The sequence below is a fragment of the Streptomyces sp. NPDC049813 genome, assembly GCF_044465085.1.
GTDB lineage: Bacteria > Actinomycetota > Actinomycetes > Streptomycetales > Streptomycetaceae > Streptomyces.
Window position 1 is genome coordinate 83,247 of record NZ_JBITLI010000017.1, and the last position, 14,954, is coordinate 98,200.

General features: G+C 73.3%; 13 protein-coding genes and 1 pseudogene. 9 read left to right on the top strand and 5 right to left on the bottom strand.

The genetic code is table 11. The annotated features are described in order from the left end of the window. Positions 1 to 33: 33 nt before the first annotated feature. On the top strand, positions 34 to 2,208 hold the full coding sequence (locus ACIBW6_RS29100; protein ID WP_399064897.1) for an FUSC family protein: 2,175 nt from the start codon (positions 34 to 36) through the stop codon (positions 2,206 to 2,208). Positions 2,209 to 2,308: 100 nt separating this feature from the next. On the opposite strand, the gene ACIBW6_RS29105 is transcribed toward ACIBW6_RS29100, so the two are convergent. After that, a complete protein-coding gene (locus tag ACIBW6_RS29105; protein WP_399064721.1) occupies positions 2,309 to 2,806 on the bottom strand; it encodes a peptidylprolyl isomerase in 498 nt (165 codons plus the stop codon). A gap of 195 nt (positions 2,807 to 3,001) precedes the next feature. On the opposite strand from ACIBW6_RS29105, the gene ACIBW6_RS29110 reads away from it, so the two are divergent. The 6 genes from ACIBW6_RS29110 (at position 3,002) to ACIBW6_RS29135 (ending at position 8,296) form a co-directional block, all read left to right on the top strand. Further along, positions 3,002 to 3,268, top strand: a complete 267-nt coding sequence (locus tag ACIBW6_RS29110) for a zinc-ribbon domain-containing protein (protein WP_399064723.1) — start codon at positions 3,002 to 3,004, stop codon at positions 3,266 to 3,268. Positions 3,269 to 3,893: 625 nt separating this feature from the next. Beyond that, positions 3,894 to 5,552, top strand: a complete 1,659-nt coding sequence (locus ACIBW6_RS29115; RefSeq protein ID WP_399064725.1) for an ATP-binding protein — start codon at positions 3,894 to 3,896, stop codon at positions 5,550 to 5,552. Between the two features lie 105 nt (positions 5,553 to 5,657). After that, entirely contained in the window at positions 5,658 to 6,077 is a 420-nt protein-coding gene (locus tag ACIBW6_RS29120) for a roadblock/LC7 domain-containing protein (protein WP_399064727.1), read from the top strand. After that, on the top strand, positions 6,074 to 6,433 hold the full coding sequence (locus ACIBW6_RS29125; RefSeq protein ID WP_399064729.1) for a DUF742 domain-containing protein: 360 nt from the start codon (positions 6,074 to 6,076) through the stop codon (positions 6,431 to 6,433). The genes ACIBW6_RS29120 and ACIBW6_RS29125 overlap by 4 nt, the downstream gene beginning before the upstream one ends. Beyond that, a complete protein-coding gene (locus ACIBW6_RS29130) occupies positions 6,414 to 7,028 on the top strand; it encodes an ATP/GTP-binding protein (RefSeq protein WP_324768287.1) in 615 nt (204 codons plus the stop codon). The genes ACIBW6_RS29125 and ACIBW6_RS29130 overlap by 20 nt, the downstream gene beginning before the upstream one ends. Continuing rightward, the gene (locus ACIBW6_RS29135; protein ID WP_399064731.1) at positions 7,025 to 8,296 is read left to right on the top strand and encodes a cytochrome P450; all 1,272 of its coding nucleotides are present in this window, start codon (positions 7,025 to 7,027) and stop codon (positions 8,294 to 8,296) included. Before ACIBW6_RS29130 ends, ACIBW6_RS29135 begins: the two co-directional genes overlap by 4 nt. A gap of 54 nt (positions 8,297 to 8,350) precedes the next feature. On the opposite strand, the gene trpS is transcribed toward ACIBW6_RS29135, so the two are convergent. From trpS to ACIBW6_RS29150, 3 genes and pseudogenes are all read right to left on the bottom strand, one after another. Continuing rightward, a complete protein-coding gene (gene trpS / locus ACIBW6_RS29140) occupies positions 8,351 to 9,418 on the bottom strand; it encodes a tryptophan--tRNA ligase (protein ID WP_399064734.1) in 1,068 nt (355 codons plus the stop codon). Positions 9,419 to 9,600: 182 nt separating this feature from the next. Then, a complete protein-coding gene (locus ACIBW6_RS29145; protein ID WP_399064736.1) occupies positions 9,601 to 10,824 on the bottom strand; it encodes a cytochrome P450 in 1,224 nt (407 codons plus the stop codon). A gap of 137 nt (positions 10,825 to 10,961) precedes the next feature. Continuing rightward, positions 10,962 to 12,002, bottom strand: a pseudogene (locus tag ACIBW6_RS29150) (NAD(P)-dependent alcohol dehydrogenase). A 530-nt stretch (positions 12,003 to 12,532) separates the two neighbouring features. Between ACIBW6_RS29150 and ACIBW6_RS29155 the strand changes: the two are divergent. Both ACIBW6_RS29155 and ACIBW6_RS29160 read left to right on the top strand, forming a co-directional pair. Further along, a complete protein-coding gene (locus ACIBW6_RS29155) occupies positions 12,533 to 13,783 on the top strand; it encodes a cytochrome P450 (RefSeq protein WP_399064899.1) in 1,251 nt (416 codons plus the stop codon). Then, complete coding sequence (locus ACIBW6_RS29160) at positions 13,780 to 13,986, top strand: ferredoxin (RefSeq protein ID WP_399064901.1); 207 nt, start codon at positions 13,780 to 13,782, stop codon at positions 13,984 to 13,986. The genes ACIBW6_RS29155 and ACIBW6_RS29160 overlap by 4 nt, the downstream gene beginning before the upstream one ends. Before the next feature lie 42 nt (positions 13,987 to 14,028). On the opposite strand, the gene ACIBW6_RS29165 is transcribed toward ACIBW6_RS29160, so the two are convergent. Next, positions 14,029 to 14,904: a universal stress protein gene (locus ACIBW6_RS29165; protein ID WP_399064738.1), complete on the bottom strand. Its 876-nt coding sequence runs from the start codon at positions 14,902 to 14,904 to the stop codon at positions 14,029 to 14,031. Positions 14,905 to 14,954: the final 50 nt, after the last annotated feature.

The following is a 14,954-nucleotide window of genomic DNA, read 5'->3' on the forward strand; positions in this document are numbered from 1 at the left end:
TTCGTGGCGTCCGATCCCGGGCTGCTGCGGCTGATGGCGGGCCTGCGGACGGTCACCGCGATCGGTCTGGCGCTGGCCGCGCTCGCGCTGGCCGGGACCGATGTCACCCACATGGTCGCGGGCGCGATGGCGGCGATGGTCGGCACCTTCGCGATCCGCGAGAAGACCGTGCGCGGCCAGGGACTCACCCTGGCGCTCGGGCTGCCGGTGGCGCTCGCGGCGATGGCGCTCGGCGCGCTGCTGCACCCGTACGTCGTCGCCGGGGACCTGTTCTTCGTCGCCCTCATCTTCGGCGCGGTCTACAGCCGCCGGTTCGGCGACCGGGGCACGGCACTCGGCCTCATCGGTTTCCAGATCTATTTCGTGTCCCTGTTCGTGAACGCGTCGGTGAGCCAACTGCCGCGCCTGTTCGCCACGTTGGCGGTCGCCTTCGCGTGCAGCGCGGTGGCCCGCTTCCTCCTGGTGCCGGAGACGCCCCAGCGGGTGCTGGGGCGGCTGCGCGAGGCGTTCCGGGCCCGGCTCGCGCAGCTGGTGACCGCGCAGACCCGGCTGCTCGACGCACCGCCCGAGGAGCTCGACGACGTCCTGGACGAGCTGCGCCGCAACACGGCCCGGCTGCACGAGACGGCGCTGATGATCCAGGCCCGCCTGGAGGACGGCACCCGGGACGAGGCGACGGCCGCGCTGATCCAGCGCCGCGTCGCCGACGCCGAGGTGGCCGCCGAGCGCCTGGGCATGCTGCTCCTGACCGCCCGCAGCGCCGAGCGGGCCGACACGCTGACGCTGCACCTGCCCGGCGCGCCGGTGCCGGCCGCGGGGCGGCTGCTGCCCCGCGAGGACGAGACGACGGCCACCCTCCGCCGCGACCTGGGCGCCCTGCACCTGATGGTGGCGCGCCCCGCGGACGCCAACCGGGGCACCGCCGTCGCCCACGTGCGCAACCGGCTGCTCGGCTACCGCGACGAGGAGAGCATCCCGCCGGGCGCCACGCTCGCCGCGCAGGACGTGTTCCGCGGGATCGGCGAGGCGGCCCGCGCGGTCATGGGCCTGCGGCTCGCGCTCGACGGGCCGCAGGACGAGTCGGACGACTCGCCCGCCACGACCCGCTCGCGCGAGGAGTTCGACGCGGAGGACGTCTCCATAACGGCGGAGAAGCAGGCGCCCGCCGCGACGGAGGAACCCACGGGGCTGCGGCGGCCCACCACCCGGGCCGCCTTCCAGGTCGCCGTCGGCTCGGCGCTCGCCATCGTCGGCGGCGAGTTCCTCTCCAGCCAGCGGTGGTACTGGGCGGTGCTCACCTGCTGGGTCGTCTTCCTGAACACGGCGTCCACGGGCGAGATCGTCGTCAAGGGCTACCGGCGGCTCCTCGGCACGGTGCTCGGCGTCGTGGCGGGAGTGGCGCTCGCCGGGGCGGTCGGCAACCAGACCGGGCTCGCCTTCGTACTGGTCCTGCTCTGCGTGTTCGCGATGTTCTTCACCGCTCCGCTGTCCTACGCGCTGATGTCGTTCTTCGTGACGGCGATGCTCGGCCTGCTGTACACCCTGCTGAACACCTACAGCTTCGACGTGCTGGTGCTGCGCATCGAGGAGACGGCGCTCGGCGCGGCCTGCGGGATCATCGCGGCGATGTTGGTGCTGCCGGTCAGGACCGACCGGCGCACCGACGAACTGCTCGCCGCCGTCCTGGAGCGGCTCGGGGACGTCGTGGCGGGCGCGGTGGAGCAGCTCAGCGGCGGTCCCGCCATGGACCTGCTGGACAAGGCGCGCGACCTGGACACCGCCCTGGACGACCTGCGGGCCTCGATCCAGCCGCTGACCCATCCGATCACGCCCCTGCGCGAGCGGCGTCAGACGGCCCGCTACCTGGTGGCGCTCCTGGAGACGTCCGCGTACCACGCGCGTTCGCTGGCGGCGACGGCCGAGCTCGTGCCCTACAGCAAGCGGGTGGGCGCGGACCCGCGCCTCGGCCGGGCGGCGCGCCGGATCGCCCACAACATCGACGTCCTCGTCGCGCACGTGAACGAGACGGACACCTCGGGCAGCGTCGAGTCGGGTGCGAGCATCGCCGCGATGCTGGAGACCGACGGCCTCGGCGTGCCGGCGGCGAACACCGTCACCTTCCGCGTCCTGCGCCATCTGCAGCGCCTCGACGAAGGCATCACGGGTCTGGCGAGGCCGCTGGACGTGCCGGTGGGGCCGCGCCGGTAGGGACCGCGCCCACCGGCCCGCCCACGGCCGCCGCCCACGGCACGAGCCGGGGCCCCCGCCTGCACGGCGGGGGCCCCGGCTCGTGGGGTGGTACGACCGGTCAGAGCTGGCCGGACGCGGCGATCGTGATCTTCGCCGAGGTGGCGCCGCTCTGCGAGCCCAGGGACTCGATCTTCTTGACGAGCTTCATGCTCTCCTCGTCCGCGACCTCACCGAAGACGACGTGCTTGCCGTCGAGCCAGCTGGTGACGATGGTCGTGATGAAGAACTGCGAGCCGTTGGTGTTCGGGCCGGCGTTGGCCATCGAGAGCTGGCCCGGCTTGGTGTGCTTGAGCTGGAAGTTCTCGTCGGCGAACTTCTCGCCGTAGATGCTCTTGCCGCCCGTGCCGTTGCCGGCGGTGAAGTCGCCGCCCTGGAGCATGAACTCCGGGATGACGCGGTGGAAGGAGGAACCGGCGTAGCCGAAGCCCTTCTCACCCGTGCACAGGGCGCGGAAGTTCTCCGCGGTCTTCGGGACGACGTCCTCGAAGAGGTTGAACGTGATCCGCCCGGCGGGCTCGTCGTTGATCGTGATGTCGAAGTAGGTCTTGATTGCCATGCCGCAATCCTTGCATCACGACCCCCGGATCACCGACTCGGCCCGGCGGCGCCACCCGTTTCCGCACCAAGAGTGACGCCACGAGCACGCAGGGCGAGGGGATTCCCCGCGCCCCGGCGGGTGGCCCGCGCGCTGCCTACGATGATGTTCTGGCCCGGCCGCTCGGCGGTGGCCACGGAACGGGAGGGACCGGCAATGATCATCTTCGGTACGCGGGGGTACGCGTTCCAGCTCGCGATACTCACCTTCGTCTGCGGCGCCTGCGGCAACCCCGCGGCGCACACCCTGCGCAAGTACGTCACCAAGTTCACGCTGTTCTTCATCCCCCTCTTCCCGGTCTCGACGAAGTTCCGCACGCAGTGCACCTTCTGCGGGACCGAGCACCAGGTGCCCAAGGAGCAGGCGGAAGCGATGCTGGCGCAGCCGGCCGCCCCGCAACAGCACCAGCCCTACCAGGGCTGACACGCGACCCGGCCCGGAGAACGGCGGACCCGGCCCGGACAGGAGAGGGCCCCGACGCCTCACAGGGGGGGGAGAGGAGGCGGCGGGGCCACAGACTCGAGCGCCCGGGGGGGGTGGGCTGCTTGAGTCGCTCACCCTGCTGGTGCCCCCGAACTCCGGCAGCATGCACGCCGCATGCCGACTTTCTTGCGAGCAGGTTTTCGCCCCGTCCCCCGGGCGGGCCGCCGGAGCGCCAAGGGCAGCCGCAGCGGATCCGGGAAGCCGCCCGATGATGGCCGAAACCGTTCGGCCGGGCGCAGGGGGGAGCGGCCACGAACCGGAGGCAGCCCCCCGATTCCGGGGTTCGTGGCCCACCGCACCGCCCCGAGCCTCCGCATTTGCGCGGCCGGAACGGCTCGTAGCAGAGTTAGCACGCCCCCGCCGGAGGACGGCGAGTTCACGACGAAGTTCCCGGCGGCGCCAACTGACCGGCTTGTCCGGTCTGTTCGGCGCGCGGCATGGCTAGCATGAACGCTCGTACGGTCCGGAAGATCGGCGTCCCTTTCGAACGCCGCTGACCGGATCCGCAGCCGACGTGACCGGCCGGCTCGTCGCTTCCCCACTCAAGGACCGAGGGACCCGCGGAATGTCAGTGCCTGCACCTCCCAGCCCGCACGCGATGGCCAGGACGGGGCGCTCCTCGCTCGGTGCGGCGCTCGCCGTGCTCGTGGTGGCGGCCGCCGCCGCGGGCGCCGCGGCGGCCCTCGCGCCGTCGGCCGCCCGCACCTGGGCCGTGTGGACGGCCGCGATCGCCTGGGTGTGCCTGGCCGTCGCCGTCGTGGCGGGCGCGCTCCGGCTCGGCCGTGCCCGGCGGGACGCCGCGCGCGCCCGGCAGGAGCTGGCCCAGGCCCAGGGCCGTCTGACCCAGCAGGCGGCGGAGGCGGCGCAGCTGGTGAACGTGACGCTGCCCGGCGTCGTCCGGCAGCTGCGGGAGACCGCGAGCACGGGTCCGACCACGGCCCCCTCCGATCCTCAACTGCGGCGCATCCTGGAGGAGTTCACCAGCACCATCGAGACGGCCGTGCGCGAGGCCGTGCACGCCGCGGCGGAGCGCGACGCCGCCCGGGGCGAACTGGAGCGGGCCGCGGCCGAGTTGGAGCAGCTCACGGCCGAAACGTTTCCCGCCGCGGTGGCGCGGCTGCGCGAGGGCTCGTCCGCCGAGACCGTGCTCGCGGAGCTGGACTGGCCCCACAACGCCCTGCTGCGGGTGCCCGCCGAGGCGTTCCTGCGCGAGCTCGCGCTGAGCGAGCGCCGGGCGGCGGCCGCCCAGGCCGCCTCGGCGAAGGCGCTCAGCCGGGTGCAGGCCAAGTCCGTGAGCATGCTGGCCGATCTGCGCACCATGCAGGAGCGGCACGGCGAGGAGGTCTTCGGCGATCTGCTGCGCCTGGACCACGCCACCTCCCAGCTCGGCCTGATGACCGACCGGCTCGCGCTCTTGATGGGCGGCCGCTCCAGCCGCGCCTGGAACAAGCCGATCGTCATGGAGAGCGTGCTGCGCGGCGCCGTCGGCCGGATCGCCGCCTACCAGCGGGTGCGGCTGCACTGCGCCACGGACGCGGCGATCGCCGGGTTCGCGGCCGAGGGCGTGATGCACCTGCTGGCCGAGCTGATGGACAACGCGGCGAACTTCTCGCCGCCCATCGACGAGGTCCACGTCTACGTCGAGGAGCGCTCCGCCGGGCTCGTCGTGACGATCGAGGACAGCGGCCTGAAGATGGCGGACGCGGCCATGCGCCGCGCGGAGCAGTCGGTCTCCGGGCAGATCACCGACCTCGCCTCGCTGCAGGGCACCCGGCTCGGGCTCGCCGTCGTCGGCCGGCTCGCCGCGAAGTACCGCGTCGACGTGAACTTCCGCCCCTCCTCGCGCGGCGGCACCGGCGTCGTCGTCCTGCTCCCGCCCCAGCTCCTCGCCCAGCAGCGCGACGTGGTGCAGCCCCTGACGGTGCCCGCGCCGCGCCCGGCCCCGGCCGAGACGCACGAGCGGGCCGAGGCCCCGGCCGGCACCGAGCCCGCCGAGCGCACCGCCCCCGGTGAGCCCCGGCCCGCCCGGCCGGCCGCGGCCACGCCGAACGGGCTGCCGGTGCGGCCGCCCGGCCGCACCATGGCCGCCGCCGAACAGGACCGCGGCCGGCCGGCCCCCGCGCCCGCCGCCGACCGGCCCGCGCAGCCCGGCCGGGACGCGGGCGCCCGCTTCGGCGCCTTCCACCGTGCCCGCAAGGCCAAGGACGGCGACCGGCCCGAGTAGTCGCACCCCCTGACACGCACCTCAGTCCCCCCGCTCGACACCGTGAGATTGGAGGCACGGGCGGTGTGCCCGGCGCAGCCGGACCGAGCACCGTCCGACCCCACCATGCAGACCACTGACACCAGCCTGACCTGGCTCCTGGAGAGCCTGCTGGAGCGCACCCCGGGCACGCGCCACGCCCTCGTCCTGTCCCGGGACGGGCTGAAGCTGTGCTGGAGCGAGCACCTGACACTCGACCAGGCCGACCAGCTCGCGGCGATCTGCTCCGGCATCCAGGCCCTCGCCCAGGGCGCGTCGGTGGAGTTCGGCGACGGGACCGGCGGCGTACGGCACTCCATGACCGAGTTCCACGGCGGGCTGCTGTTCATCGTGGACGCGGGCGAGGGCGCGCATCTGGCGGTCGTCGCCGACGAGGACGCCGATCCGGGCGTGGTCGGCCACCAGATGACGGAGCTGGTGGAGCAGATCGGCGAGCACCTGCGGGCCGAGCCGCGCCAGTCCCCCGCGGGGGGCGGCGCCTCGTGACGCGCCGGCCGGTGGACACCGGGGCCCCGGACCGGCTCTACACGGTCACCGGCGGTCGCAGCCGCACCGACGACACCTCGTTCGACCTGGTGACGCTGGTGGTCAGCGAGTGCGAGCCGACCGCGGGGATGCAGTCCGAGCACGTACGGATCCTCGAACTGTGCCGGCAGCCGGCGGCTGTCGTGGAGATCGCCGCCGAACTGAAGCTGCCGATCACCGTGGTGCGCATCCTGCTCGGTGATCTGCTGGCCGGCGGCAAGGTCACCGCCCGGCATCCGCGTGCGGCGGCCGCCGTCGCCGAACTCCCCGATTCCGCCCTTCTCCAGGAGGTGCTCCATGGGCTCCGCAACCTCTGAACTACCCGCGCGCACGCCCCTCGGTGCCCTCGCGGACACCGGCCTGAAGATCGTCGTGGTCGGCGGGTTCGGCGTCGGCAAGACCACGCTGGTGCGCTCGGTGAGCGAGATCCGCCCGCTCAACACCGAAGAGGTGATGACGCAGGCGGGCGTGGGCGTCGACGAGACGACGGGCGTCGCGGCGAAGACCACGACCACGGTCGCCTTCGACTTCGGCCGCATCAGCCTCAACGACCGCATGGTGCTCTATTTGTTCGGCGCGCCCGGCCAGGAGCGGTTCTGGTTCCTGTGGGACCGGCTGTTCTCGGGGACGCTCGGCGCCGTCGTCCTCGTCGACACGCGCCGGATGGACGACTCCTGGTACGCGATCGACCGCCTGGAGCACCACGGCACGCCGTTCGTGGTGGCGGTCAACCGGTTCGACGACGAGCCGGTGCGCCACTCCCTCGACGAGATCCGGCAGGCCCTCGCGCTGCCGGAGCACGTGCCGATGGTCGACTGCGACGCCCGCGTCAGATCGTCGGGCAAGGACGTGCTGATCACCCTCGTGGACCACCTGTACGCGATGGCCATGGCCCAGGAGACGACACCGTGACCGAGCAGAGCCTCCCCTCGCCCGCCGCGGCGGGCGACGCCCCCGCCGGCTGCCCCGCCCACGCGGGCGCGGTCCCGCTCAGCGGCCTCGAGTACCAGCAGACGCCCTCGCAGCTGTACCGCTCGCTGCGCCGGGAGCACGGCCCGGTGGCGCCGGTGCTGCTCGACGGGGACGTGCCCGCGTGGCTGGTCCTCGGGTACTCCGAAGTGAGCTACGTGACCGCGCACGACGAGCTGTTCGCGCGGGACTCCCGGCGCTGGAACCAGTGGGAGCACATCCCCGGGGACTGGCCGCTGCTGCCGTTCGTCGGGTACCAGCCCTCGGTCCTCTTCGCCGAGGGCGCCGAGCACCAGCGGCGCGCCGGCGTGATCACGCACGCCCTGGAGCAGGTCGACCAGTTCGAGCTGGCCCGGGACTGCGGGATCATCGCCGACCGGCTGATCTCCGACTTCGCGGGCAGCGGGCAGGCCGAGCTGATGAGCGCGTTCGCGCACGCGCTGGCGATGATCGCCGCGGTGCAGATGTGCGGCATGCCGCACACCGGCACGGACACCCAGGACCTCGTGGACGACCTGCGGATCTCGCTGGACGCGGCCGAGGGCGACGATCCGGTGGCCGCCTACGTGCGGGTCGGCGAGCGGATCCAGCGGCTGGTCAAGGAGAAGCGGGAGCGGCCCGGCGCCGACGTCACCTCGCGGATGATCCAGGACCCGGCGGGGCTGACCGACGAGGAGATCGTGCAGGACCTGATCTCGGTGATCGCGGCGGCCCAGCAGCCGACGGCGAACTGGATCTGCAACACCCTGCGGCTGCTCCTGACGGACGAGCGGTTCGCCCTGAACGTGTCGGGCGGGCGGCTCAGCGTCGGCGAGGCGCTGAACGAGGTGCTCTGGCTGGACACGCCGACGCAGAACTTCATCGGCCGCTGGGCGGTGCGCGACACGCAGCTGGGCGGCCGGCAGATCCGGGCGGGCGACTGCTTGGTCCTCGGGCTCGCGGCGGCCAACACCGATCCGCAGATCTGGCCGGAGTCCCATGTGGGCGCGGAGAACGCGGCGCATCTCTCCTTCAGCAACGGCGAGCACCGCTGCCCCTACCCGGCTCCCCTGCTGGCCGACGTGATCGCGCGGACGGCCGTGGAGACGCTGCTGGACCGGCTGCCCGACCTCGTCCTCGCGGTGGACCCGGCCGAGCTGACGTGGCGGCCGTCGATCTGGATGCGGGGGCTGACGGCGCTGCCGGTCAGCTTCACGCCGGTCGTGCAGTGAGCGTGCGTCCGTGAGGAGCCGTGCACCCGGGACACGGGTGCACGGCTTCGTCGTTCAGTAGGCGGCGTTCATGGCGGCGCGGACGTCCCGCAGGGTCGCGTCGGCGATCGCGCGGGCCCGCTCGTTGCCCGCGCGCAGGACGTCCCGGACCAGGCGGCGGTCCTGGGCGTAGGCGGCGCGGCGGGCGCGGATCGGGGCGAGGTGGCCGTTGACGGCGTCGGTGACGCGGCGTTTGAGGGCGGCGGCGCCGCCGGAGCCGGTCTCCTCGGCCACCTGCCGCGGGTCGGTCCCCTCGCACAGGGCGGCGAGCAGGACGAGCGAGGAGACCTCGGGGCGGGCGGCCGGGTCGTAGGTGATGTGGCGTTCGGCGTCGGTTCGCGCGCCCCGGACGAGCCGGGCGGTCTCGTCGGCGTCGGCGGCCAGGGCGATGGCGTTGCCGCGGCTCTTGCTCATCTTCGTGCCGTCGGTGCCGAGCAGCAGCGGCGCGGTGGACAGCAGCGCGTCGGGCAGCGGGAAGACCGGGGTGCCCTCGCCGTAGCGCTCGTTGAAGCGGCGGGCGACGGTGCGGGTGACCTCCAGGTGGGGCAGCTGGTCCTGGCCGACCGGCACCAGGTTCGCCCGGCAGAAGAGGATGTCGGCCGCCTGGTGCACGGGGTAGGTGAACATCAGGCCGCTGACGGCGGCCTGCCGGGAGTGGGCGATCTCGTCCTTGACCGTGGGGTTGCGGCCCAGCTCGGCGACGGAGACGAGGCTGAGGAACGGCAGCAGCAGCTGGTTGAGCGCGGGGACGGCGCTGTGCGCGAAGATCGTGGCGCGGTCCGGGTCGATGCCGATGGCGAGGTGGTCGAGGACCAGCTCCTCGACGTACTCGGTGAGGTGTTCGGCGACGTCCCGGTCGGTCAGGACCTGGTAGTCGGCGACGAGGACGAAGGTCTCGACGCCGAGGTCCTGGAGTCTGACGCGGTTGTGCAGCGTGCCGAAGTAGTGGCCGAGGTGGAGCCGCCCGGTGGGGCGGTCGCCGGTCAGGACCCGGAAGCGGCCGGGCTCCTTGTGGATCTGTTCCTCCAGCTCGGCGCTGCGGCGCCGGGCGGCGGTGGTACCGAGGCTGTCGGTGACGCTCATGGTCTCTCCCTGGGGCATGGGCGTCCTTGGGACGGCATGGTTCCGAGGGGGAACAACGAAGGGCCGTCCAGGGACGGCCCTTTGGTTCGTGCATGGCTGTGGCCGCCTCTAAGTGAGGCGCCACCAGCTGAGACACGAGAAGCGATGCATACGGCGAGTCTAGCAGCCGCCCGGGGGCCCGATCAGGGCGCGAGCGGCGTGAACCGCACCGGCAGCGACTGCGGTCCCCGGGTGAACACGCCCTGCTCGACCGGGTCGAACCCGTCGGCGAACCGGACGTCGGGCATGGCGTCGAGCAGCTGGTTCACCCCGGTCTCCACCTCGGCCTTGGCGAGCAGCGCGCCGACGCAGAAGTGCCGGCCCAGGGCGAACGCGAGGTGGTCGGCGGCGGCGGAGAACGCCGTCGTGGCCGTCAGGTCGGCGCGGAAGAGGTCGAAGCGGTCGGGGTCCTGGTAGCGGTCCTCGTCGCGGTTGGCAGCGCCGATGAGGCAGGTGACGGTGGCGCCGGCGGGGATGGTGCCGCCGCTGACCTCGACGTCCACCGCGGACTGACGCATGATCATGTGGACGGGCGGGGTGTAGCGCAGCGTCTCGGCGAAGGCCCGCGGGATCAGCGAGCGGTCCGCGCGGACGGCGGCCAGCTGCTCGGGGTGGGACAGCAGGTTGGCGAAGATGCTGGCGATGGCCTTGTCGGTGGTCTCGCCGCCGGCGGCGAGCAGCAGGCTGCAGAAGGCCTTGATGTCCTCGTCGCTCATCCGTACGCCGTCGACCTCGGCGGCGCAGAGCGTGGAGAGCAGGTCGTCCCCGAGGTTCTCGCGGCGCGCCCGGATGATCGGGATCATGTAGTCGGCGAACTCGACGCGGGTGCGCTCCCCCGCCGCGGTGACCTCCGCGTCGCCCGAGAGGTTGCCGAGGAAGGCGATGACGGCGGTGTACCAGCCGTGGAAGCGGGCGTGGTCGGCCTTGTCGAGACCGAGCATGTCGGCGATGACGTTGACCGGGAAGCGGGTGGCGTAGTCGTGGACGAGGTCGGCGACGCCGGTGGTGCGGAACTGGTCTATCAGGGCGCGGGAGTTGGCCTCGATGACGGGCAGGAACTTCTCCTGGAGGTCGCTGCCGCGGAAGGCCGGGGCGACCAGGGCCCGGCGCACCGCGTGCTCGCGGCCGCTGAGCTGGAGGATCGTCTTGCCGTGGACGGGCTCCAGCTGCCAGTCGTAGTTGTCGGTGGTGAACTGCGCCTCTTTGTCCTTGAAGACGCGCTCGACGTCGGCGTAGCGCGAGACGATCCAGCTCTGGGTCGCCTCGTGCCAGTGGAGGGGTGCGCTCTCACGCATCACGCGGTACGCGGGGTAGGGGTTCTCGGCGAACTCCGGCGAAAGGATGTCGGGGACCTGGGCGGTGGTCATGGAGCTCCCTGCGTGGGTGACGGACGATCCGCCTCCAGGCTATTGATCACCCGTCACCCGGAACAGCCCTCTCCTCGCCGTCAGTTGAGATCTGAACGAAAGGAGTGGCCGAAAACCGCCTGCGGTAGCGGCCGGTGTCAGCCGCCCGGCAGGATCACCGCGCGTCCGTTGACCTTGCCGTCGTGGAGCCGCTCGTAGGCGAGGGGCGCCTCGTCGAGCGTGTACGTCTCGGTGTGCACGGAGACGGCGCCGGCCCGCGCGAGGTCGAGGACCTCGATGAGCTCGCCGCGGCTTCCCCAGTAGGGCGCGCTGACGCTGACCTCGAAGTTCGTCGCGCCGAAGCCGACCGGCAGCGTGCCGCCGCCGATGCCGACGATCGTGACGTCGCCCTCGATGGCGGCCACGGCGCCCGCGGTCTCGACGGTGGGCTGGACGCCGACGAAGTCGAAGACGGCCTCGGCACCCCGGCCGCCGGTCAGCTCCTTGACCTTTCCGGCCGCCGCGGCGTCCGACAGGACGGCCTCGTGGGCGCCGACGGTGCGGGCGAGCGCGAGCTTGTCCTCGGAGACGTCGAGCGCGATGACGCGGGCCGCGGTCATGGCGCGCAGCAGCTGGATGGCCACGTGGCCGAGGCCGCCGGTGCCGATGACGACCGCGGTGGAGCCGGGCACCAGCTTGGGCAGCGAGCGCTTGATGGCGTGGTACGGGGTGAGGCCGGCGTCGGTCAGCGGGACGGTGGCGACCGGGTCGAGCCCGTTGATCGGCACCAGGTGCCGCGCGTCGTCGACGATCATGTACTCGGCCATCGAGCCGGGGGCGCCGAGACCGGGCGGGCGGATGCCGAGCTAGTCGGCGCGCAGGCAGTAGTTCTCCTTGCCGTGCGCGCAGTTGGCGCAGGTGCCGCAGCCCCAGGGACCGTAGACGGCGACGGAGTCACCCTCTTCCAGGCCGCTGACGCCGGCGCCGAGCCCGGCGACGGTGCCGACGCCCTCGTGGCCGAGGGTGAGCGGCAGGTCGTACGGGAAGTTCTCCGCGGGCCAGCTCATCACCGCGATGTCGGAGTGGCAGACGCCCGCGGCGGTGACCTTCAGGAGAACCTGGCCGGGGCCGGGCTCCGGATCGGGGACGGTGACGACCTCGGGCGCTGCCCCGACGGTCCGGTACTGAGGTGCCTTCATGGCTCGACTCCTTCGTCGCTCTCGCGGACCCCCGCTCCTCCACGGTAACGCGTCGACGTCCCAATGGGACACATGTCCCGGTGGGACATGCGCCACGGCACAAAAAAGACCCCGACCGTACGGGGGAGAACGGTCGGGGCCTCGCTCATAAGTTTAACAGCGAACCAACCGTGGTGCGCACCGCCCGTCGCCGGGGGCGCGTGAGGTCGGACACACCGGAGCAACCCCTACAGATGCCGCGTTTTGCCCCACCACCCGTTCGGACGACACGATTCCGGTCGCCGTGACGCCCGGTTCCGGCCGCGCACCGGGTTCCCGCCCGAGCACACCCGCGCCCCGGCCACCGCCCCGAACAGAGCAGACGCGACCGGAGATCGAACACGTGCGAACGGCACCGGCCACTTACCCCGCCCTCCCCATCTGGCCGGTCTTGCCGTGGACGCCATAGATGCCTGAGGCATCCAATGGTCGTGGAGCGCGGAACGACCGGCTCCGCGCGCACGGACGAGCACTGCGAGGCGATCCGATCCATGACGGAATCCACGACGGAACCGGCCCGCCAGGACCACACCCCCCTCAGCCCCCTCCCCTCCGCGCAGCCACCCGTGGCCTTCCCGCAGGACCGGGGCTGCCCCTACCACCCACCCGCCGCCTACACGCCGCTGCGCGAGGCGGGCCCGCTGGGCCGCATCACGCTGTACGACGGCCGCCCCGCCCGGGTCGTCACCGGCCACGCCCTGGCCCGGCAGCTGCTCGCCGACCCACGGCTCTCCACCGACCGGGACCGCGCGGGCTTCCCGGCGACGAGCGAACGGGTGGCGAAGGTACGGGCCCGGCGCGTGGCCCTGCTCGGCGTGGACGACCCCGAGCACAACACCCAGCGGCGCCTGCTGATCCCGAGCTTCTCGCTGAAGCGGATCACGGCGCTGCGCCCGCAGATCCAGCGGACCGTGGACCGGCTGCTCGACGCGATGGAGCGGCAGGGGCCGCCCGCCGAACTCGTCAGGGCGTTCGCGCTGCCGCTGCCCTCCATGGTGATCTGCTCCCTGCTCGGCGTGGACTACGCCGACCACGAGTTCTTCGAGGAGCGCTCCCGCGTGCTGCTGCGCGGGCCCGCCGCGAGCGACGTGGAGCGGGCCCGCGACGAGCTGGAGTCGTACCTGGGCGCCCTGATCGACCGCAAGCGGCGCGAGCCCGGCGACGGCCTGCTGGACGAGCTGATCCACCGCGAGTCGCCGGACGGGCCGCCGGACCGGGACGAGCTGATCGCCTTCGCGGTGATCCTGCTCATCGCCGGGCACGAGACCACCGCGAACATGATCTCGCTGGGCACCTTCACCCTGCTCCGCCACCCCGACCAGCTCGCCGCGCTGCGCTCCGGGGAGCCGGCGACGGCCGTGGCCGTGGAGGAGCTGCTGCGCTACCTGTCCATCGCGGACGGCCTGCTGCGCGTCGCGCGGGAGGACATCGAGGTGGCCGGGGAGACGATCCGGGCCGGGGAGGGCGTGGTCTTCTCGACCTCGCTCATCAACCGGGACGAGGACGCGTTCGCGGCGCCGGACGCCCTCGACTGGGACCGCTCGGCCCGCCACCACCTCGCGTTCGGCTTCGGCGTCCACCAGTGCCTCGGGCAGAACCTCGCCCGCGCCGAGCTGGACATCGCGCTGCGCACCCTCTTCGCCCGGCTGCCGGGGCTCAGGCTCGCCGTCCCCGCCGAGGAGATCCCCTTCAAACCGGGCGACACGATCCAGGGCATGCTCGAACTGCCCGTGGCGTGGTGAGCGCCGTGCGGATCGAGGTCGACAAGGAGCGGTGCGTGGGCGCGGGCATGTGCGCGCTGACGGCGCCGGACGTGTTCACGCAGGACGACGACGGGGTCAGCGAGGTGCTCCCCGGCGCCGCCACGGCGGCCGGGGAGCACCCGATGGTGAAAGAGGCGGTACGGGCCTGCCCGGTGGGGGCGGTGACGCTCACCGGGCAGTGACGCCGGGCCCGGGCGGCGCCCCGCACCGGGCGGGCCCGCGTCTCACGCGTGCGGCACCACGGCCACCGGGCACGGCGCGTGGTGCAGCACCGCGTGGGCGACCGAGCCGATCCGGGCGCCGACAGCGGTGCGGCGGGCGCGGCGCCCGACGACCAGCAGCTGCGCCCGCGGGGCCACCGAGAGCAGCACCTGGCCCGCGCTGCCGATCTCGACGTGCTCGGTGACGGGCACATCCGGGAAGCGCTCGCGCCAGGGCGCGAGGGCCTCGCCGAGCGCCTTCTTCTCGTACGGTTCGAGGCCGCCGGACTCGTCGAGGAGTTCGAGGGAGGCGGGGCTGTAGGCGAAGACCGGCGGCAGGCTCCAGGCGCGCACCGCGAGGACGCCGGCGCCACGGGCCGCCGCCGTGCGGAAGGCGAAGCCGAGGGCGTCGGCGCTGTCCAGCGCGGAGCCCTCCTGCCCGACGACGACCTCGTGCCCGGCGGCCTCCGCCGGGGCCCGGTCGTCGGAGCGGACCAGCACCACGGGCCGCTCGGCCCGGGCGATGACCTGCTGGCCGACCGAGCCGAGCAGGAAACCGAGGAGCGGTCCCCGGCCGCGCGAGCCGAGGGCGACGAGCTCCGCGTCCCGGGCCGCCGCAAGCAGGGCGTCCGGCGCCTCGCCCTCGTCGAGCAGGCCCGTCGTGACGGCGAGCCCCGGGTGCCGCCCGGCGATCTCCTGTTCGGTCCGCGCCAGGAGGTCACGGGCCCAGCGGGTCAGCGTGTCCGCGTCGGCGGCGAGCGCCGGGACCGCGGGTGCGGGCGTCCCCACGTGCAGCAGGCGCAGCGGCCGTTCGCGGCGCACCGCCTCCCGCGCCGCCCACGCGGCCGCGGCCGCGCTCTCGGGCGATCCGTCCACACCCGCGGTGATCGGCCTGGTCATGGGTTCCTCCTGCTCCTGGGCCGCGGTCCCGCGGCCGCCGCCGTCCGCAC

Bases quoted from the DNA above. Each gene is read 5' to 3' on its own strand.
- ACIBW6_RS29130 (WP_324768287.1), top strand. From the start codon at position 6,414: ATGGGCTCCGCAACCTCTGAACTACCCGCGCGCACGCCCCTCGGTGCC.
- ACIBW6_RS29115 (WP_399064725.1), top strand. From the start codon at position 3,894: ATGTCAGTGCCTGCACCTCCCAGCCCGCACGCGATGGCCAGGACGGGG.
- ACIBW6_RS29120 (WP_399064727.1), top strand. From the start codon at position 5,658: ATGCAGACCACTGACACCAGCCTGACCTGGCTCCTGGAGAGCCTGCTG.
- ACIBW6_RS29155 (WP_399064899.1), top strand. From the start codon at position 12,533: ATGACGGAATCCACGACGGAACCGGCCCGCCAGGACCACACCCCCCTC.
- ACIBW6_RS29145 (WP_399064736.1), bottom strand. From the start codon at position 10,824: ATGACCACCGCCCAGGTCCCCGACATCCTTTCGCCGGAGTTCGCCGAG.
- ACIBW6_RS29165 (WP_399064738.1), bottom strand. From the start codon at position 14,904: ATGACCAGGCCGATCACCGCGGGTGTGGACGGATCGCCCGAGAGCGCG.
- ACIBW6_RS29100 (WP_399064897.1), top strand. From the start codon at position 34: ATGGCGGGCCTGCGGACGGTCACCGCGATCGGTCTGGCGCTGGCCGCG.
- trpS (WP_399064734.1), bottom strand. From the start codon at position 9,418: ATGAGCGTCACCGACAGCCTCGGTACCACCGCCGCCCGGCGCCGCAGC.
- ACIBW6_RS29105 (WP_399064721.1), bottom strand. From the start codon at position 2,806: ATGGCAATCAAGACCTACTTCGACATCACGATCAACGACGAGCCCGCC.
- ACIBW6_RS29110 (WP_399064723.1), top strand. From the start codon at position 3,002: ATGATCATCTTCGGTACGCGGGGGTACGCGTTCCAGCTCGCGATACTC.